The sequence below is a fragment of the Anaerococcus porci genome (assembly GCF_009696575.1).
In the GTDB taxonomy this organism is placed as follows: Bacteria; Bacillota; Clostridia; order Tissierellales; family Peptoniphilaceae; genus Anaerococcus; species Anaerococcus porci.
The window spans coordinates 85,787-106,028 of record NZ_VULQ01000007.1 but is presented as its reverse complement, the minus strand read 5'-3'; the positions used below and the strand labels follow the sequence as shown (position 1 = coordinate 106,028).

The 20,242-nt window shown below is 29.5% G+C and carries 23 protein-coding genes; 4 read left to right on the top strand and 19 right to left on the bottom strand.

The features are described from left to right. On the top strand, positions 1 to 118 hold a 118-nt coding region (locus FYJ26_RS07110; protein ID WP_154541029.1), incomplete at its 5' end, for a transposase. A 75-nt stretch (positions 119 to 193) separates the two neighbouring features. Here FYJ26_RS07110 and FYJ26_RS07105 read toward each other — a convergent pair. The 8 genes from FYJ26_RS07105 to FYJ26_RS07070 form a co-directional block, all read right to left on the bottom strand. Further along, on the bottom strand, positions 194 to 802 hold the full coding sequence (locus FYJ26_RS07105; protein ID WP_154541027.1) for an ABC-2 transporter permease: 609 nt from the start codon (positions 800 to 802) through the stop codon (positions 194 to 196). After that, a complete protein-coding gene (locus FYJ26_RS07100) occupies positions 802 to 1,641 on the bottom strand; it encodes an ABC transporter ATP-binding protein (protein ID WP_154541025.1) in 840 nt (279 codons plus the stop codon). The genes FYJ26_RS07105 and FYJ26_RS07100 overlap by 1 nt, the downstream gene beginning before the upstream one ends. A 9-nt stretch (positions 1,642 to 1,650) precedes the next feature. Further along, positions 1,651 to 2,019 carry a GntR family transcriptional regulator gene (locus tag FYJ26_RS07095; RefSeq protein WP_154541023.1) on the bottom strand — a complete coding sequence of 123 codons (369 nt, stop codon included), beginning with the start codon at positions 2,017 to 2,019 and terminating at the stop codon, positions 1,651 to 1,653. 337 nt (positions 2,020 to 2,356) lie between these two features. Next, entirely contained in the window at positions 2,357 to 3,151 is a 795-nt protein-coding gene (locus tag FYJ26_RS07090; RefSeq protein ID WP_154541021.1) for a ZIP family metal transporter, read from the bottom strand. 25 nt (positions 3,152 to 3,176) lie between these two features. Continuing rightward, positions 3,177 to 5,552: a glycogen/starch/alpha-glucan phosphorylase gene (locus FYJ26_RS07085; RefSeq protein ID WP_229771224.1), complete on the bottom strand. Its 2,376-nt coding sequence runs from the start codon at positions 5,550 to 5,552 to the stop codon at positions 3,177 to 3,179. Then, entirely contained in the window at positions 5,527 to 7,053 is a 1,527-nt protein-coding gene (malQ, locus tag FYJ26_RS07080; RefSeq protein WP_154541017.1) for a 4-alpha-glucanotransferase, read from the bottom strand. Before malQ ends, FYJ26_RS07085 begins: the two co-directional genes overlap by 26 nt. 212 nt (positions 7,054 to 7,265) lie before the next feature. Continuing rightward, complete coding sequence (locus tag FYJ26_RS07075; protein WP_154541015.1) at positions 7,266 to 7,883, bottom strand: hypothetical protein; 618 nt, start codon at positions 7,881 to 7,883, stop codon at positions 7,266 to 7,268. Next, positions 7,880 to 9,079, bottom strand: coding sequence for an AI-2E family transporter (locus FYJ26_RS07070; RefSeq protein WP_154541013.1), 1,200 nt, complete (start codon positions 9,077 to 9,079; stop codon positions 7,880 to 7,882). The genes FYJ26_RS07075 and FYJ26_RS07070 overlap by 4 nt, the downstream gene beginning before the upstream one ends. 98 nt (positions 9,080 to 9,177) lie before the next feature. On the opposite strand from FYJ26_RS07070, the gene FYJ26_RS07065 reads away from it, so the two are divergent. Further along, the gene (locus FYJ26_RS07065; protein WP_154541011.1) at positions 9,178 to 9,795 is read left to right on the top strand and encodes a thiamine diphosphokinase; all 618 of its coding nucleotides are present in this window, start codon (positions 9,178 to 9,180) and stop codon (positions 9,793 to 9,795) included. Positions 9,796 to 9,873: 78 nt separating this feature from the next. Here FYJ26_RS07065 and FYJ26_RS07060 read toward each other — a convergent pair whose 3' ends face one another. The 9 genes from FYJ26_RS07060 to FYJ26_RS07020 all read right to left on the bottom strand — a co-directional run bounded on the left by FYJ26_RS07060 (position 9,874) and on the right by FYJ26_RS07020 (position 17,069). Next, entirely contained in the window at positions 9,874 to 10,227 is a 354-nt protein-coding gene (locus tag FYJ26_RS07060) for a Spx/MgsR family RNA polymerase-binding regulatory protein (protein ID WP_176270034.1), read from the bottom strand. Positions 10,228 to 10,275: 48 nt separating this feature from the next. Further along, complete coding sequence (locus FYJ26_RS07055) at positions 10,276 to 10,725, bottom strand: Asp23/Gls24 family envelope stress response protein (RefSeq protein ID WP_154541007.1); 450 nt, start codon at positions 10,723 to 10,725, stop codon at positions 10,276 to 10,278. A 13-nt stretch (positions 10,726 to 10,738) separates the two neighbouring features. Beyond that, the gene (locus FYJ26_RS07050) at positions 10,739 to 11,053 is read right to left on the bottom strand and encodes a hypothetical protein (protein WP_154541005.1); all 315 of its coding nucleotides are present in this window, start codon (positions 11,051 to 11,053) and stop codon (positions 10,739 to 10,741) included. Between the two features lie 8 nt (positions 11,054 to 11,061). Continuing rightward, complete coding sequence (gene amaP, locus FYJ26_RS07045; RefSeq protein ID WP_154541003.1) at positions 11,062 to 11,601, bottom strand: alkaline shock response membrane anchor protein AmaP; 540 nt, start codon at positions 11,599 to 11,601, stop codon at positions 11,062 to 11,064. A gap of 86 nt (positions 11,602 to 11,687) precedes the next feature. Next, positions 11,688 to 13,607 carry a ribosomal protection-like ABC-F family protein gene (gene abc-f, locus FYJ26_RS07040; RefSeq protein ID WP_154541001.1) on the bottom strand — a complete coding sequence of 640 codons (1,920 nt, stop codon included), beginning with the start codon at positions 13,605 to 13,607 and terminating at the stop codon, positions 11,688 to 11,690. Positions 13,608 to 13,613: 6 nt separating this feature from the next. Then, positions 13,614 to 14,252, bottom strand: a complete 639-nt coding sequence (locus tag FYJ26_RS07035; RefSeq protein WP_154540999.1) for a redox-sensing transcriptional repressor Rex — start codon at positions 14,250 to 14,252, stop codon at positions 13,614 to 13,616. Between the two features lie 14 nt (positions 14,253 to 14,266). Further along, positions 14,267 to 14,716 carry a hypothetical protein gene (locus FYJ26_RS07030; RefSeq protein ID WP_154540997.1) on the bottom strand — a complete coding sequence of 150 codons (450 nt, stop codon included), beginning with the start codon at positions 14,714 to 14,716 and terminating at the stop codon, positions 14,267 to 14,269. 6 nt (positions 14,717 to 14,722) lie between these two features. Next, entirely contained in the window at positions 14,723 to 16,549 is a 1,827-nt protein-coding gene (typA, locus tag FYJ26_RS07025; RefSeq protein WP_154540995.1) for a translational GTPase TypA, read from the bottom strand. A gap of 121 nt (positions 16,550 to 16,670) precedes the next feature. Then, the gene (locus FYJ26_RS07020; RefSeq protein WP_154540993.1) at positions 16,671 to 17,069 is read right to left on the bottom strand and encodes an ATP-binding protein; all 399 of its coding nucleotides are present in this window, start codon (positions 17,067 to 17,069) and stop codon (positions 16,671 to 16,673) included. Between the two features lie 131 nt (positions 17,070 to 17,200). On the opposite strand from FYJ26_RS07020, the gene rd reads away from it, so the two are divergent. After that, on the top strand, positions 17,201 to 17,359 hold the full coding sequence (rd, locus tag FYJ26_RS07015; RefSeq protein ID WP_154540991.1) for a rubredoxin: 159 nt from the start codon (positions 17,201 to 17,203) through the stop codon (positions 17,357 to 17,359). 62 nt (positions 17,360 to 17,421) lie between these two features. Next, complete coding sequence (locus FYJ26_RS07010) at positions 17,422 to 18,018, top strand: TVP38/TMEM64 family protein (protein WP_154540989.1); 597 nt, start codon at positions 17,422 to 17,424, stop codon at positions 18,016 to 18,018. A gap of 343 nt (positions 18,019 to 18,361) precedes the next feature. On the opposite strand, the gene FYJ26_RS07005 is transcribed toward FYJ26_RS07010, so the two are convergent. Both FYJ26_RS07005 and FYJ26_RS07000 read right to left on the bottom strand, forming a co-directional pair. Continuing rightward, on the bottom strand, positions 18,362 to 19,213 hold the full coding sequence (locus FYJ26_RS07005) for a glycosyltransferase family 8 protein (protein WP_154540987.1): 852 nt from the start codon (positions 19,211 to 19,213) through the stop codon (positions 18,362 to 18,364). Between the two features lie 8 nt (positions 19,214 to 19,221). After that, on the bottom strand, positions 19,222 to 20,190 hold the full coding sequence (locus FYJ26_RS07000) for a YitT family protein (protein ID WP_154540985.1): 969 nt from the start codon (positions 20,188 to 20,190) through the stop codon (positions 19,222 to 19,224). Positions 20,191 to 20,242 lie beyond the last annotated feature (52 nt).

Here is a 20,242-nt window from a genome sequence, read left to right as displayed (position 1 = left end):
AAAAGTGATTAGAATATTTCCAAATCAAGAATCGGCTATTAGACTAATAGGAGCAATCCTCATTGATATCAATGAGGATTGGATAACATCTTCTAAATTGTATATTAGAATGAAATAGTAAATATTGGACTAGGATAATTTACACAATATTTTGGACTTGACTTAGCAAAACTTTCGCTAACCTCAAATAATTTTAAAACTCTTTTTTTGATAATATAAATCTTGTAGCAAGATATGAGATAAAATATACTAGTAAAGCTAATACAATAAGTATAATTTCATTATTTAGGACCATTTTTATAATATTTTTTGAAATAAAGGCTAGGATAAATCCACCAATAGTTCCTAAAACAAATATAATTAAAAATACATATGCAATATTCTTATCAGAAAACAAAAACATAAGCGGAAGAGTAAGAGAAAAATATGAAGCCCCTAATAGATAGATTGCTATAATTTTTAAAATTTCCACATGACCTTCTGAAAGATAATATGTTATTATACCTATGAAAGTAAATATAATAACAAATCCTATAAACTCTACAAACTTATAATTTGCTATATCTGACCTTGATATAGGATATTTCAATAGGTCTTTGTAAGAGTTATTTATAATATTATTTAGGCAAACTGTCGCAAAAATAACTATTGAAAGTCCCGAAATAAGACCAAAAAGATTTGACCTTATTGATGTATTTGGGTTTAAAAATTTTAAACTTAAAGATAAGAGGATTGAAAATATAAAATATACTATAATTGGAAGTAAATTTTCATATAAGTCAACCTTGATTATTTTTTTCATTAGATACCCCTTTTAAGCATTAACATAATATCCTCTATGCTTGGTTTTTCAACCACAGAATTAGGATAAAGTTCTTTAAATTCACTTTTATCTTTTATCAACACATCTATATTGTATTTTCCTACTCTCTTTTTTATAAAATATTTGTCGTCATATAAGCCTATCTCATCCTCGCTTGTCTTTAATATTCCATATTTAAATCCTATGTCATCTTTATAGTCTTTAAATACGAGTTTTCCATTGGAAATGTAGGCTATACAATCAGCTATCTTTTCTAAATCACTTGTTATATGGGTTGAAAATAAGATTGATACGCCATCATTTCTTATATAGTCAAAAAATATATCCAAAATCTCAGCACGAACAATAGGATCAAGCCCTGATGTAGGTTCATCTAGGATGAGAAGTCTGGGCTTATGGCTTAAGGCAGTTGCAATCTTCAATTTAACCTTATTACCTGCAGATAGTTTCTTAAAAGATTTATCTGGAATTTCAAGTTTTTTACATAAATCAAAGAAATAGTTTGAATCCCAATTTTTATAGAAAGAGTTCATTACTTCATCAATTTTTTTGAGTTTTAATTTTTCAGTAAAAAACTTATCTCCAATTACTACGCCTATATCTTCCTTTAAGCCTTTATTCATACCTTTACCAAAGATTTTAATATCTCCTTTGTAAGATGTGAAACCTAAAATTGACCTAATAAGTGTTGTCTTTCCTGCTCCATTTTCTCCAATAAGTCCCATAACAATTCCTTCTTCTAGTCTTAGATTAATAGATTTTAAGGAAAAGTTTTTGTAGGATTTGTTTAAATTTTTAATTTCTATTGCATAAGTCATAGTGTCCTCCTAATTGTAGAGATTATCCAAAATTTCTATTAAGTCATCTTTGGATAAGTTTATAGATTTAGCCACATTCATTGCATCTTCAAAGCTTTTTTCTATTTTCTTAAGACTATCTTCATAGATAAAATCCTTATTTAAGCTTTTTACAAAAGATCCCTTGGCAGGAACTGTATATATAAAACCTTCAGCCTCAAGGTCATTGTAGGCTCTTTTTGTAGTTATAAGTGATACCTTAAGATCACTTGCCAAAGACCTCATCCCTGGTAAAGCTGCATCTTCTTTGAGTTTTCCACCTATAATCAAGGCTTTTATTTGATCTTTTATTTGCTCATAAATTGGCTTATCGATTTTGTTTGAAATAATTATATTCATTTTGGCCACCTTTAGTATATACTATATATATACATTATACTCAGAAATTATAAAAGTCAATATTTTAAAATGAAAAAACCGAACTAAATTTAATCAGTCCGGTTTTTGGCGTTAAATATATTTTTATTTAATTGATTATTTATGTTTCATATTTGCAAAAAAACTTAGTAAACTTACATTTTACCTAATTTTATATTGTAAGTATTCTAAATTTTAATTAATACTTTGTATTCACCACACAGCATAACTTTGAGTTTAAGTTGATTCCATATTTTAAATTTTTTAATATATTCTTTCTATTAATCGCGACATGCTTAGTAAAAGTGATTTCTCACTTTTATCCTAACATAACATCCAAAATCATCATTACCGAAAAACCTACTGAAAACCAGATTGTTCCGAGGTTTGTATGGTCTTTCCCTTCTCCTGTTGCTTCTGGTATTAGTTCCTCTACTACTACATAAAGCATAGCACCAGCAGCAAAGCTTAACAAATATGGTAAAATTGGTATCATTATTTGAGACAAAAGTATAGTGATTATGGCAGCCATAGGCTCTACTGCTCCTGAAAATACTCCCATTCCAAAGGCCTTGTGCTTTCCTATTCCTTGGCTTTTTAAAGGCATTGATATTATAGCCCCTTCTGGGAAATTTTGGATTGCTATGCCTATTGATAGTACTATAGCAGATGCCATAGCAATATTTGTCTCTCCTGCCAATACTCCAGCAAAAGATACTCCTACTGCCATTCCTTCTGGTATATTGTGGATTATTACTGCAAGAACCATCATGGTTGTTTTTCGCATTGAACTACTTTTAGGGCCTTCTGGCACATTACTATCTACATGTTGGTGGGGTATTACATTGTCTAAAAATAATAGAAAGGCAATACCTACTGCAAATCCTATAACTGCAGGAATCCATGCCATTCTTCCCATTTGATTTTCTACCATGTCCATTCCTGGTATTATTAAAGACCATATACTTGCAGCGACCATTACTCCTGCTGCAAAACCTGCTAGGGATTTTTGGACTTTGTTACTTAACTCATTTTTCATAAGATATACCATGGCCGCCCCTAAGCTTGTACCTAGGAATGGTATTAGTACACCTATTATTATGTTTTTATTCATTTTTTATTCTTTTTTCTTTGGTTTCTTAGATTTTCCAGATATCTTTAGCATATTCAAGGATTGTCCTATCAGATGAGAAATAGCCTGCATTTGCTATATTTTTAAGAGCTTTTCTAGCCCAAGTTTTCCTATCACTATATTCTTCATTTATCTTTTCATGGACTTTTTTGTAGTCTTCAAAGTCTTTTAGTAAGAAATATGAGTCTGCTTTCTCTCCACCTTGAGGATTTATTAAAGAATTATATATATCAAGGAACATATAGGAATTATCATCATTTAATTCTCCTGATACCAAGGAGTCTACTGCATCTTTTATGTCAGAATTTTTGTGATAGTATTCTTTAGGGCTATATGAATCTCTAATAGAGTTTAATTCTTCTACTTTGGCTCCAAATATGTAGTTATTTTCAACTCCTGCTTTTTCGAATATTTCAATATTTGCTCCATCATAGGTTCCAAGAGTTAAGGCACCATTTAGCATAAATTTCATATTACCTGTTCCTGACGCTTCTTTTCCTGCTGTTGATATTTGTTCAGATATATCTGCTGCTGGGAAGAGTTTTTCACCATAGGATACTCTATAATTTTCTATAAATACAACTTTTAACTTTTTATTAACATCTGGGTCTTTATTTATAACCCTTGCAACTTCATTGGCAAGCTTTATTATGGCCTTAGCTCTGAAATATCCTGGGGCTGCCTTTCCTCCTAGTATGAATGTTGTTGGATAAAAGTTCATATCAGGATTTTTCTTAATCCTATGGTATAAGTTTATTATATGAAGGATATTTAAGTGTTGTCTTTTGTACTCATGTATTCTTTTTATTTGAATATCAAATATAGAATCTGGATTTATAACTATGTTTTCTTGTTCTAGGATATATCTTGCAAGATCCTTTTTATTTTCATATTTAATTTGATTTATCTCTTCTAGCACCTTGTCATCTTCTAGATATTTTTCAAGCTCTTTTAGCTTATTTAAATCATATTTCCAATCATCTGAACCAAGTTTATCTGTTATAAAATTTGATAGTCTTATATTTGAATAAACTAACCATCTTCTTGGTGTTATACCATTTGTTTTGTTATTAAACTTTTCAGGCATAATCTTATACCAATGGTTGAAAGTATCATCTTTTAGGATTTTTGTGTGGAGTTTTGCTACTCCATTTACGGATATAGACATAACTATGGCAAGATTTGCCATTCTTATTTGATCATATCTTATTATCCTATAAGGATCTATAGCCTCTTCTGATAATCCCTTTGCTTTGAAATCTTCTACAAGCTTGTCATTTATCTTCTCAATTATATCAAAGCATCTTGGACATACTTCAAGCATAATATCCTTTGGCCATGTTTCAAGAGCTTCTTGCAATACTGTATGGTTAGTAAAAGCAAATGTCTTTTTAGTAATCTCTACGGCCCTATCAAAGTCTATACCATTTTCGTCAACTAAGACCCTTATTAGCTCAGGAATTGCTACAATTGGGTGGGTGTCATTTAATTGAATTACATGATATTTTGGAAAGTTTTCAAATTGTAGATCATTTTCAAAATATTTTTTATACTTTTCTACCAAATCTTGGATTGATGCTGAGCAAAAGAAGTATTGTTGTTTTAATCTTAATACTTTTCCTTCTCTTTGAATATCATTTGGATAAAGTACCCTTGTTATATCTTCAGCCCTATTTTTTTCTTCTACCGCCTTATCATATTGGAAGTTATTAAAATAGGAGAAGTCAAACTCTTCAAATGGCTCAGATTGCCAAAGTCTAAGAGTATTTACTTGACCATTTTCAAAACCTAGCATTGGCATATCATATGGAACTGCCTTTACTGTTTGATCTCTAAATTTAACTATTTTTGAATCTGATTCAACCCTTATTGACCAACCATCTCCATCTTTTATCCAATGGTCTCCCTCTTCAACTTGGAATCCATTTTCAATTTTTTGCTTAAAAAGTCCTTCCCTATATCTTACACCATAGCCATACATGTCAATTTTTTGGCTTGCCGCAGAGTCCATAAAACAAGCCGCAAGTCTTCCAAGACCACCATTTCCTAAGGCAGCATCATCTTCAAAGTTTTCTATTGATTCAAAATCTATATCAATTTCATCTAATAATTCTTTAACTTCATCATAGATTCCAAGATTTATCAAATTATTTCCTAAAGATCTTCCAACTAAAAATTCAGCTGAAAAATAGTAAGCCTTTTTTGTTTTTTTAGTCTTATTTTTACAATCTCTCCATTCTTGGTTTATTCTTTCCATGATTGTATCACATAAGGCAAAGTACTTATCCTTATCCGAAGTATCCTCAAAATTTTTAAGCGTTATCCTTTGAAGATTTTCAATATAATCTTCCATAAATTTATTCTTGTTTAATTTTATTTTCATAATTTCCTCTTTCATATAATTTTGCAAGACTTTTTATCTTTTCAGACAATTCTTCATCCAATATATCTTTTTTTAGCCTCCATTGCCAATTTTCGCCCAAAATGCCAGGCTTATTAATCCTTGCTTCATTGCCAAGCTCTAGTAAATCTTGAATTTGAAATATTGCTATATCTGAAACACTTGCCATAAGTGCTCTTATAATTTTAAAATTTACGCTTTCATCTTCTTTTATATCAAAATAATCTACTACCATTTCTTTTGTTTTTTCATCAAGATTATCAAACCATCCCTTTAGAGTGTCTGAATCATGAGTTGATGCATAGACTATGGAATTTCTCTCATAATTATGTGGAAGATATTCTGATGTAAAATCCTCACCAAAGGCAAATTGGATTACCTTCATTCCAGGAAAACCTACTTTATTTTTCAAATCTTCTACTTCTTTTGTAATAAAGCCTAAATCTTCTGCTATAAATTCTGCATCCTTGAATTCTTCTTTAATTTTTTTAAAAAACTCATCTCCCTTAGCCTTTTTCCACTTTCCATACTTAGCATTTTCGTCTGTAGCTGGCACCTCATAGTAGGATTCAAATCCTCTAAAATGGTCAAGTCTTAGTATATCATAAAGCCTTAAATTTATTCTTATCCTATCCATCCAAAATTTAAAACCATCCTCTTCTAAGCTTTCCCAATTATAGATTGGATTTCCCCAAAGTTGGCCATCTTCTGAGTAGGCATCTGGTGGTACTGCAGCTACAAAGTCTGGTTTTTTTTCATCCTTATCAAGTTTTAAAATTTTGGTATTTGCCCAAGCATCTGCGCTATCTAGAGCAAGATAAATAGGTAAATCTCCTATAATTTTTATATGTTTTCTATTTGCATAAGCCTTAAGATTTTTCCATTGCTTAAAAAATTCATATTGAATAAATGCATAAAAATTAATATCATCTATATGTTTTTTAGTAAAATCTTTTAAGGCTTTAGGATTTCTATCCCTTAAGTCTTTGTCAAAGTCTATCCAAGATATATCCAATTGATCTTTTTTGATAGCCATAAATAGACAATAGTCCTTAAGCCACTCTTCTTCCTCTTTTTTAAATTCTTCTATTTTTTCTTTTAAGTTATTATCTATGTTTTCATAAGCCTTTTTTAGTATCCTAAACCTTATATTATAAAGAATTGAATAATCAATAGATTCCTCATATTCTCCAAAGTTTAATTTACTATAGTCATCCTTTTCTATAAGGCCATCCTCACTTAATAAGTCTAGGTCTATAAAGTATGGATTTCCTGCAAAAGATGAAAAAGACTGGTAAGGACTATCCCCATAGCTTGTAGGTCCAAGGGGTAAAATTTGCCAATACCCTATAGAAGCTTTTGCTAAAAAGTCGATAAATTTGTAGGCTTCCTTCCCAAAAGTTCCTATTCCATAATCTGATGGCAAGGAAAATATCGGCATGATTATTCCATTTGACCTTTTAAATCTTTTATTTTTTTTCATAATAACCTCTCACCTTTTATCAGTTATTTACCCATTCTAATAAAAAATAATTCTTAAAAAGAGGCTGTTGCAAAATGAATTAATCGTTTCAAAATCATTACAAGCTACTCTAAGACAATTTAGCCTCCATGAATAGACAGACTATTTTCAAATTTTCTATGAATAACTTGTAAGATGTAAATTTATAAATTCATAATTTTGCAACAGCCTCTTTAGCTTATATTTTCTTTTTCAAAATATATGAAGCCAGTATAGGTACGAGGCTGGCTTAAAAACTCTTTTAGACTCAATCTGTAAAGTCTTCCCCAAGATGATATAGTTAAAACATAATCATCATCTTTTTTTATAATCTCAGTAATAGTCACTCCATGGTGAGCCAGAAATTTAATTTTAGGGCTAAGCCAGTTAAAAAATATAAGGGGAAGATCATGACTTATGGCATAATTTATAAATGAACTTATCTCATCTATTGATTTTCTTTTAATTGGGATATCTTCTAAGATATGTGATTTAAGCCTTAGATAGTAAGATTTTCTCAACCTATTTAACTTGAAATCTAGGATTCTTGCTGTAGGAATCCCGTAAATTTTAGGTCTTAAGATCTTGAAAAACCAATAATGATAGTGATTATAGTCTTCGAATGAAAATTTCTCATCTGGTCTAAATAGGTAGAGATAGACATTAGTAAAAGCTGTAACAACACAGGATCTATCCCTATAAAATTTAGATACTCCAAGTTTTCCTAACATATTTTGATAGCCACCAAAAAGAGTTTTATTGCCATCATTTACTGGAACGAATTCTCCTGGTAGGGATTTTTTCAATCTCATTCTTCCACTTCTCTTTTATAATGGACAGTTTCACTTATTATTTCTATTTCCTTATCACTTATATTCTTTTTTTCTAAACTCTTATCCATCTTCTCATTCATTAGAGTAAATATGATTGATGCTATAGGTATTGATACTATCATTCCAACTATACCAAATAAACTTGCTCCTATAGTAATTGATACAATTACCCAAATTGAAGGAAGACCTATAGACTTCCCAGCTATGGTAGGATAAATTATTGATTCTTGAACTTGTTGAATAACAAGAACAAAAATTAAAAATACCAAAGATTTAAATGGAGATTCTATAAAGATTAGAATCATTGATGTAACTGTGGCTATAACTGGTCCTACATAAGGAATAAAGTCTGAAACTCCAACTAAAATTGCAGCCATAGCAGCAAATGGGATATTTAAGATTAGCATGCCTATAAATACTAATACTCCTAGTATAAAACTTGATAGAGCCTTAGAATTTATATATGATGCAAAGCTTGAATATGATAGAGAAAATACTCTATTAAGATAGTTTGCTTTATCTTTTGATAATATAGAATAAATTATCCTATTTCCAAATATCTTAAGATCCTTTTTATTTATAAGGACAAATATAGAAAAGATTACTGCAGTTATAACTGTAATCACTGTTGATGATACTGAGTTTATTATGCTTGTAGTTTTATCAAATATATTTCCAGCTTCACCTAAGAAATAATCTCTTATTTGAACAACTGTACTGTCCCGGTTTATTTGATTTATAAATTGTTGGGCATCACTTGCAAATCTTTTGGTTATTTCATAACTATTTAAAAAATCAATTATTTGGTTTAAAAATACCGGAAACTTATCAATCAAGGCTGAAATTGAAGCAGATATTCTAGGTATAAGAACATTTAAGAATAAGCTTATTCCCAATATTACTAATATCCATGATAAGATAAGAGAAAAAATCGGAATTAGTTTTTTTGTTTTATCTGTTTTAAATATCTTTGAAAACACCTTATTTTCAAAAAAATTCATAGGTAGATTAATTAAAAAAGCAATCATAAATCCTATTATAAATGGTTGTATTACAGCTATAAAAATAGCTATGGCATTAGTTACATTATTTATGTACCAAAAACCAAAAAATACCAATATGGAAATTAGGATTACTCTTAATAATTGCGAGTTTTTTTCGTCTAATTTTCTCATTTATTAAAATAGACCTCCTTTTTTCTTTTACCTATATTTTACCATCTTATTTACTTTATTCTATTATTATACATGTTATAATGAAATAGAGGTGATATATGAAAAAGTGCTTTATATTTGCTGGTGGAGACTATGATGGATTTTTTGATAAAATTGAAAAAAATGATTATGTAATAGGGGTTGATAGAGGATACACATATTTGAACGCTCTAAAAGCTAATCTTATAATTGGAGACTTTGACTCATCTGTTGAACCAAATTATCCTGATAAGATTGTTCTGAAACCCGAAAAAGATGTGACAGACCTTTACGCCGCCCTAGAAATTGCTATAAAAAAGAACTATAAAAATATAATAGTTTATGGTGGCCTTGGTGGAAGGCTATCTCATACTATTGCAAATATTAAAATTCTTTTTGAATTTAAGAAAAAAGGTATAAATATAAGTTTAAAAAGCAAGAACAAGCTTGCCTTTATAATAAATAAAGATTTTAAGGAAGAAGAATATATAGATGATTTTTATGTATCAGTCTTTGCTCTCGAAGATGATATAAAAGATCTATCTCTTAAGAATTTAAAATATGAGCTTAACAATTACAATCTTAAATCTTATCAAAGCCTTGGAGTTTCTAATGAAACTTTAAATAAACCATTTGAAATCAAGTTTTCTAATGGGATGCTTCTTGTAATTTATGAAAGAAAATCAGCATTCATCTAATAAAACTTGCTATATAAAAACTTACTCCAAAAGTCTGATTTTCCATCTGTCTTTTTGGAGTAAGTTTTTTTAACTAATTTACTTTTCAAAATATTCTTTAATGTTTTTTCTTCCTATGATTACATCATTACCATTTTCAATTATTGGTCTTTTTAAAAGCATACCATCTGATGCGAGAAGATTTAATTTTTCTTCTTCATCCATATCAGAAAGCCTATCTTTCAAGTTAAGGTCCCTATAAATTTTGCCAGATGTATTAAAAAATTTCTTTATATCAAGCTTACTTTTTTCATAAAGGCTCTTTATTTGCTCATATTCTGGCTTATCTTCCTTTACATCTTGAAACTTATATTCTATGTTCTTTTCATCAAGAAATTTCTTAACATCCTTACATGTAGAACAATTTTTATATCCAATAAATAAAGTCATTATTTCTCCTTACAAAAAAGGCCAGCCTAAGCTGACCTCACTTTTTTGAATTTATCTTCTTTCTCTTTCGTCTTCGTCAGAATTTTTTGCTCTATATTCCTCTCTTGTCATAACATCAACTACGTCTACATTTACTGTTACAACATCAAGGCCTGTCATTTCTTTTACATTATCTCTTACAACTTTTTTGATTTGTTCGAAAATTCTTGGAGCACTTTTTCCATATTCTAAGATAATTTGCATATTTACCTTAGCTTCTTTTTGTCCAACTTCTACATCAACACCTCTTGTGTCTTGTTCATTAGATGAAGTGAATACAGATGATACAGAATCAAAGAAACTTCCTTTCATTTCAAGGATACCATCGATTCTATTTACGGCAATTTTAGAGATTTTAGCAACAACCTTGTCAGCAAAAGTTAATTTTGAAACTTCTTCTCTAATTTCTTCGTCTTTTTCTAATCCTTTTTCATAATCCTTGTTAATATTTCTTTCTGTCATATTATCCTCCTATTTATTGAAATTTTCTTATTAGCTTTACTACAAATCCTACTACTTTTGAATCTTTATCAAACCATCCACCTAGAATATAACAAAAGCTTAATACTATCCATATACCCAGGGTTCTGAAGAATCCATAGTCAAATAAAGAAGCTATGGTTAATATACCCAAAACCAAGAAAATCAACTTATATTTATTTTCTTGTTTGAACTTTTTAGCTTCTTCTTCTTTTTTCTCTCTTATGTCAAGTTTTCTCATCTCAACATCGTAGGCAGTAATTTGTTTTTCTTTGTTTTTTTCTTGCAAAACTTTATCTTTATTTTCCATCAAACCACCTACCTGATTTCTCTTTCTTTACTCTTTTCGGCCTTATTTAATTGAACGTGAGCATTGGATGATTGTAATCCTGTAAGCTCTTTAAGTCCTCTTTCAACTTCAGCTTGAATCTTTCTACCTAAATCTTCGAAATCTCTGTTTCCAAAAATATTACATTTAATATTAGCTTCAACAGTCTCTCCCTTTATGATTTTTACTTTTGAATCCGTAAGTTCTGCACCTTCAAATTGACGTACTGCCGAATTTACTGTAGAATCTAATGAATTTTTTGTGATAAAAATATCTCCATCATTATCTTCTACTAAATATTCTCTCTTATCATTTTGATTTGCAATAATGTCTATAAGAAGAATGATAGCAAAAAATAATACCACTATAGCTACGCCTAAAAGTATATATCTGTAATTTTGTAAATCTAAATATGATAACATATCATATCTCAACTTATCATCAACTAGAGCAACACTTGCAAGTATTGCTGAGAGTATTATCAATGCTATTGTCATTAGAGACCATAAAAATTTTTTAAAAGCTCCCATAACTCCTCCTCAATATTATTTTACCCATAGGAATTAATTTAAAACAAAACTTTGCTATTTTTTTTCGATTTTTTATCTCTGTTATCTTAATCTTCAAGCTCTAAAGAAAGTTCAAGCCATTTATTTTGAAGTCTTTGCTTTTTATCTTCTAGGTTTTTTATGGTATCAAAAGTCTTTATAACATTTTCTTGATTATCAAAAAAACCATCTTTTAAGCTATCTTCAGTTAGTTTATGAATCTTTGCATCAATAGAGTTTGTCTCTTTTTCAAGCTTTTCTATTTCTTTTTTTATCTTTCTAATTTCATTTCTTTGAAGTTTTATCTTTTTTTCTTCCTTTTTTATTTGAGTCTTAGTTTTTGAAGGCTTCTTCTCATCTACCATAGCCTCTTCTTTAGTTTTTTGTACATAGTAGTCATAATTTCCCAGATATTCCCTCATATTATCCTTATGCATATCTAGTATTTTAACTGCAATCTTATTTAAAAAATACCTATCGTGACTAATTACTAAAACAGTTCCTTCATAGGCTAAAATAGCATCCTCTAAGGCTTCTTTTGAATCTATATCTAAGTGGTTGGTTGGCTCATCCATAAGAATAAAGTTACAATCAGAAAGCATCAATTTAAGCAAAGAGATTCTTGCCCTTTGACCTCCCGAAAGCTCATTTATAGGTTTTTTGACATCATCTCCATAAAACATTATCTTTGCAAGGTAAGATCTTATCTGAAAATCTGTAAGGTCAGGATAAGCTCCTCTTATCTCATCGAAGATATTATTTTCAAGATTTAATGACTTTTGCTCTTGATCAAAATATCCTATATTTACGCTTGAACCTATGTCTACCTTTCCACTATTCTTTTTTTCCATACCCATAATTATCCTAAATAGAGTTGTCTTTCCTACCCCATTTTCACCTATTATGGCTACCCTATCATTTCTGTAGATATCAAATGATATGTTTTCAAAAATTGTCTTATCATAAGATTTTTCTAAATCTTTTACACTAAGTACATCTACACCTGATTGGATTCTTGGAGAAAATTTAATATTTATACTTTCAGAATTATCCATAGGTTTTTCTATCCTATCCATCTTATCTAAAAACTTTTGCCTTGACCTTGATTGGGATATGCCCCTTTTTCTCTTAGAACCTCCAAGGTTTTTAAGCCTATCTATAATTTCTTCTTGCCTTTTTATTTCCTTTTGTTGGGTCTTATAAAGGTGATTTTGTACTTTTAAATCCTTTTTTCTTTGGTCCATAAAGAAAGTATAGTCACCATCATATATCTTAAGACTTTTATTGTCTAGAAGAAATATCTTAGATACTGTTGCATCTAGAAAATACCTATCATGGCTTATAACTATTACAGATCCTTTGAAATTTTTGACAAAATTTTCTAGAAAATTTATAGCATTTATATCAAGATGGTTGGTTGGCTCATCCAAAAGAATTAAATCAGGTTTTTCAAGCAAAAGACAGCTAAGCTCAACTCTTGCCTTTTGTCCTCCTGAAAGCTCTCTTATCTTTTTATCAAAGTCATCTTCACTAAAGCCCATGCCAATTAGAGTTCCTCTTATTTCTGACTTATAAGAATAACCATTTGATTTTTCAAACTTATCACTTGCATTTTGATATTCCTTCATAAGGTCATTAAGCTTATCAGAATTCTTTTCCTCACCCATCTCCTGCTCTAAGTTTCTTAATTTTTCTTCAAGTTCAATAAGGTCTTTAAATACATTGAGGCAGTAATCATATATGCTCTTATCTGAGTCAAGACCTAGCTGTTGCTTTAAATAGCCAACTCTTACATCATTAGGTATATGAATACTGCCATCATCTTTTGATATTTCTCCAGTAAGTATATTAAATAGTGTAGACTTTCCAGAACCATTATTTCCAATTAATCCTATCTTATCACCCTTATTTATAGTAAAAGAAACATTTTCAAATATATCTTCTGTAGGATAGGATTTCTTTAAATTTGATACTGACGCTACAATCATAATAATCTAAAATGTGAAATCTTCTGGCTTGTTGATAAAATATGTTAGGGTAAAGAGTGACTCATCTAGATGAACATTTTCAATTACCACATCATTTTTTGTCTTTAAATCAACAGGAGCAAAATTCCAAATTCCTTTTATTCCTCCTTCACATAAGATATCGCATATCTCTTGAGCTCCTTCTTTAGGTGTTGTTATTATTCCGATATCTATATTGTTTTCTTCTAAGTATTCTTTAAGATTATCTGTTGATAATACTTTAACTTCTTCATTAGCTAACTCTTCATTGTTTTTATCAAATACAGCCTTGGTATTATAATCTAGTGACTTAAATCCTGTATACTTATAAAGTGCATGACCAATATTTCCAAAGCCTATAATTACCATAGAATACTCTTTGTTTACCCCTATAATTTTTGCAAGCTCATCCATTAATTCACGTACATTATAGCCATAACCTTGTTGTCCAAAACAACCATAATGATTTAAGTCTTGCCTAATTTGACTTGCTGTAAGTCCTGTTATTTGTGAAAGTTCCTTTGATGAAACCCTTACTATTCCCTTTTCATTTATTGCCTCTAAATACCTATAATACTTTGGCAATCTTTTAATTACAGATAAAGAAACGTTTGAACCTTTTTTCATATTTACCTCCAATTTTATTGTTCTTTCTTGTTCAACCCATCATCATTAGACTTATATCTACCTAGTAATATTAAATTAATTATGTGTACTATGTATACTACAATAAGTGCTGTATAAAAAACTTGTTGACCCATTGTTACTAATCTTTCTTCAACTGCTATATATTTTGGAATTACTGCTATATATTTACCTGCAACAATTATGGCATGGTAACTTAAAATAATAAAAGCTAAAACCGTAACTATGGCTACAAATATGGAAAAAGAACGGCTGTTCTTTTCCATTAATATATATAGTCCATAGATAAACATCAATATCCAAGATAAAAGAAGGCTCAAATTCCAAGCTTTATCATATAAATCTGTATTAATGTTTATAAAGTTTATTAATATTGGTCCTATTAGTAGCAGTAATATAGATAAAAGCAGTAAAAAAGACAAAGTTTTTTCAAATCTTTTACCCATATTTACCTACTTGCTATTTTTCTTTGACTTATATCTTAGGTTGTTGTTAAGAATTTTCTTTCTTATCCTAAGATTGTGAGGTGTTATCTCAATAAGTTCATCCTCTTCAACAAATTCCATCATTTCTTCTACACTCATAATCTTAGCAGGTGATAAAACTAGTGCATCATCTGCTGCAGATGCCCTAACGTTAGTTTGCTTTTTCTTTTTACATACATTTACATCTATATCAATGCCCTTAGCATTAGAACCTATAACCTCTCCTTCATATACTTCATCTTGAGGTTTTACAAAAAGTTGTCCCCTAGATTGGGCTGCATGAAGACCATATGTTGTTGCAACACCTGTTTCAAATGATACTAAGGAGCCTGCTTGTCTTTTTGCAATATCTCCCTTATATATTTCATATGAGTCAAATTCTGTATTTAAAATACCTGTTCCCTTAGTATCTGTTAAGAACTCTTGCCTATATCCTATTAAACCCCTTGCAGGTATTTTAAATTCCATTCTTGTATAACCTGATGAATTAGGGGCCATATTTATTAGCTCACCCTTACGAAGTCCTAGCTTTTCTATAACTGAACCTGTGTACTCTTGATCGACATCTATGGTTGCTATCTCCATGGGTTCAAGAACTTTTCCATTCTCATCCTTTTTAAACATAACCTCAGGTTTTGAAACTTGAAACTCATATCCTTCGCGTCTTAAATTTTCAATAAGAACTGATAAGTGAAGTTCTCCTCTTCCTGAAACTTTGAAAGCCTCAGTAGAATCTGTAGTTTCAACCCTAAGTGAAACATCTGTTTCCTTTTCTTTAAATAACCTATCTCTCAAGTGCCTACTTGTTACATAATCCCCATCACGACCTGCAAAAGGTGAGTTATTTACAGAAAATGTCATAGAAAGAGTAGGTTCAGATATCTTTGTAAACTCTATAGCTTCGCTATCAGCCTCTGTACAAATAGTATCACCTATATTTATATCTTCCATTCCTGAAAGGGCAACTATTGACCCAAATTTCGCCTCTTCTACTTCAACTCTTTCAAGTCCTTCAAATTCATAGATAGTAACAATCTTTGACTTTAATCTTCTATCTGGATTATTGTAATTTACAATAAGGCATGAGTCATTTTTAGAAATCTTACCACTTTCAACCTTACCAATTGCAATTCTTCCAAGGTAATTATCATAGTCTGTTGTTGAAACTAGAACTTTAAACTGACTATCTTCTTTCGCCTCAAAGACTGGAGTGTATTTTAGAATTGTATCTAGAAGATCTGTCATATCATCTTTTTCCTCTCCAAATTCAAGGGATGCCCATCCTTGTTTTGCTGATGCAAAAACAAATGGAGAATCAAGGTAGGATTCGTCAGCTTCAAGAGAGATAAATAAGTCTAGAACTTCATCCATGACCTCTTCAACCCTTTGGTCAGGCCTATCCACCTTATTAATACAAATAATTGCAGGAAGGTTAAGCTCTATTGCCTTTCTTAATACAAACTTTGTTTGTGGCATAGGACCTTCATGACTATCTACTACCAAAACAACTGCCTCAGCCATGTTAAGTACTCTTTCAACCTCTCCACCAAAATCTGCGTGTCCTGGAGTATCAATAATATTAATCTTTGTATTCTTATAATTTATGGCTGTGTTTTTTGATAATATGGTAATTCCTCTTTCCTTTTCTATAGAATTTGAGTCCATTACCCTTTCATCTACCTTTTGGTTTTCCCTAAAAATACCACTTGTCTTTAAAAGACCATCTACTAGTGTTGTCTTTCCGTGGTCTACATGAGCAATAATCGCCACATTTCTTATATCTTCACGTTTCATTAAAATCATCTTCTTTCTTAATCTAATCTACTATTAATGCTATCAATTTATTATATCATATGTGATAAGATTATCAATAATTCACAAAAAAAATACTTGATATTTTACAACATACCAAGTATTATATATACAATTTCATCCTAGAGTCTCTTCTTACCAAGGCAGTTATCATATTATCCCTTATTATAAGCTCTTCAGCTAGGCTATAGACAAGCTTTATTCCTCTGCCATGGTCAGTAAAGGCATCATTTTCTATAAAATAGTCAATTCCTTCCCCTTCATCTTTAACCTTTATCAAACAATAATCTTCATCTAAAACAAAGATTGTATCAATAATTTTATCATACTGACATCTATTTCCATGTTTGTATGAATTTATAATAAGCTCATCTAGTATAAGCTTGATTTTAAATATTAAGTCATCTTCTACAGATTTTTCAATAAGGATATTTATAAGTTTATCTCTAAAATCTTTTATAAGCTTTAAATCTGTAGGTATTATAGTTCTTATTATTTCCATAATATACCTCTCTTGTTTTATATGTATACCCAAATTTACTTTTTTATCAATTATTTTACAAATTAAGTAAATTATTGATTTTTTTCAATTTGTAGTATAATAAGTCTATAAAGATACGAAAGGAGATTATTATGAAATACGTATGTACAGCTTGTGGATATATCTATGATCCTGCAGAAGGAGATGTTGATAACGGAATCGACGCAGGAACAGAATTTAAAGACCTTCCAGAAGATTGGGTTTGCCCAGTTTGTGGAGTTGGTAAAGATATGTTTGAAGAACAAGAATAAAAGATTTTTGAGGGCTGTTGCTTTTTGCAACAGTTCTTTTTTAATCATATGTGTAAAAAATCATGAAAACATTTTTTAAAAAATATAAAAGAAAAATAAAATTTATCCTAAGCTTAATAATTTCTTTAATCATTCTATTTGGACTATATAAATTATATAAACTTGGTATTCTAACAAACGAAGAAAAACTCTATACCTACATAGGAAACTTTGCAATCCTAGCTCCCTTTGTATTTATAATATTAAAAATTTTAGTAGGACTTCTTCCATTTATTCCAAATACCCTAATAGTTCTTATAGGTTTTGCACTTTTTGGACCTTTGTGGGGACTTTTTTTAAATTACATTTCATCTCTTATAACTGGAGTATTAAATTTTTCTATAACTAGAATATATGGAGAGAGAGTTCTCAAGAAATTTTTATCAAAAAAGAATTTAAAAAAATATAAAAGGATTAGATATCAAAGTAAAAATCGCTTTAAAAAAATCTTATTAATAAGTTGCATAATACCATTTGCTCCTGATAATGCCCTATCCCTTATTGGAGGATTAAAGGATATTAATTTTAAAGATTATTTTAAAGTAATTCTTCTTGGTAAGTTTATAGAAATAATTTTACTTTCTATTATAATCTATAAACTAGGACAAATTTTGATATAAGATTTTAGAAAAATTATTAGTAGGTGGATTGCCCTAAATTTAAGAAAAAAATTACACTGACCTCAAAAGTTAAAATAAAAAATAACTTAAGAAGGTCAGTTTTTATCCTAAAATATAGCTTTACTCATAAAAAGCGTTAGAGTATGAGGTTAATACTTATAAGACATGGCTTTTAACAATATTAAATTTCTAAAAAATAAGAAATGTTCTAAAGGCTTAAAACTAAATACAATAAGCCTTATAAAATTAAAATATATTATACTTATATTTTTTCTTTAGTAAGAAGTTAAAAACATAGATTTTTAACAGATCAAGTTTTTATTATTTAAGGATATATTATCTTCTACATATCCTCTATGTTTTTATATATCCTATCTGCCTTTTTCAGAAAGTATTTATAAAGTGAAGCAAATATACCTATGTATTCCTCATCAAACCATGGTTTTCTTTTTCCGCAAAAGTGTAAAAACTTAGTATTATCCATAACATAAGATAAGTCCCAACTTTTATTTTTTAACTTATAAAATAAAAATTTTCTAGCATCATAATTGTATTCTAGCTCGCTTATACTTATAATATTATTTCTAAAAACCACATTTAGTAAATCCTGATCTGGCATTAAAAGTCCAAAACTTTTACTTTCTTCTATGTACTTTTTGACTTCTCTTTCATAATTTTCGCTTTCTCTTGCAAGATTTAAGTTAATCATTAATATTCCAGAGTTAAAATAATTACTAATATCATCATACCCTGAGCTTAAGCTTAGTCTTGTAACATTAGCTCCCTGAACTGCTGGAGCAGAATGAGTTGCTGCTGCAAAAAGATTATCCTTAAAGTCAATATTATAAAGTTTCTCAAAAGAATTTAGAACAAGAATATCAGGATCTAGATAGAGAATCTTGCCTAGATTTTCTGGTAGGTATTTATAGGCTAAAAGCCTATAATACATCTCTTCTGTATAGTAAAATGTAGTTTTTGCCCCCATAAATAAAGCATCAACTTTAATACTTATTAATTTTGATTTATTATCACTTATGTTCTCAACAAAATCTTCAAGTTTTTCAATTTTTTTATCACTTATATTCTTATGAATTAGATAAATATTATACTTATTCTTTGTATTTTCAAACAAAGAAACGAGCATAACCCTAAGCGGTCTTAAATAATTCTCATCACAAGAAATTAATATATTCATAAAATCACCTAATGTAAATCTGTTGAATACCAACCTTTACCAATTATAGATGAAGTATCTATAACTGTTATAAAGCAGCAGGGGTCAATTTCTTTTATAAATCTTCTAAATAAAACAGCCTCATAATCATTTGTAACACACAAAAATATTGACTGATCTTTTTTAAAATATAGACCTTTTCCATCAATTACTGTAGCTGACCTATTTAGCTTATCTCTAATAAATTCTGAAATTTCATCTTGCTTATTTGTTATTATCAAAAAAAGTTTGGCTGTATTAAATGAACTTATAAACTCATTTACTACAACTCCTTTCATCAATAAACCAAGACAAGATAAGAGCCCTATCTCAATTCCAAATATTTTTATTGATAGGATAGTTAGGATAGAATCTCCCATAAGTAGGGATTTTCCAATATTCATATTGAGATATTTATTAATTATCATTGCTATTATGTCTGTTCCACCACTTGATGCTGATAGGTTGAAAAGTATGGATGAACCAAGGGCTGGTATTAAGACTGCACAAAATAATTCTAAAAGCTTATTATCTGTCAGGGTAGATTGAAGTGGAAAAATTTTATCTAAGACTATAGCTGTTAGAGAATTTAGTATGGATACATAGCCTGTTTTGAAGACAAAATTCTTACCTAGTATAAAATAAGCAAGTACTAATAAGGAAATATTTAGTATCAAGGTTGTAAAGGCTGGAGTTACTGGCAGGGAATTTGATATAAGTATAGACGCTCCCTCAACACCTCCTATTACAAAGTTATTTGGGTATTTGAAAAAGTGAGTGCCATTTGCCATCAAAATTGCTGCAAAGGTCATCATGAAAAATTTCTTTTTTCTGCTCATTGGCTTATGAGCAAAACGATCTTTCACTCTATCCTTCCTTAAAAGCTTTATGGCAGTATTTCTATCAAGTATATGCCTTATCATATCCTCGTCTTTTTTAGGATTTGTTTCCTTATTCATCTTTTATTTTTTTAATCCTCCAAGTTTATAAAAAAAAAGCCCGAAGGCTTTT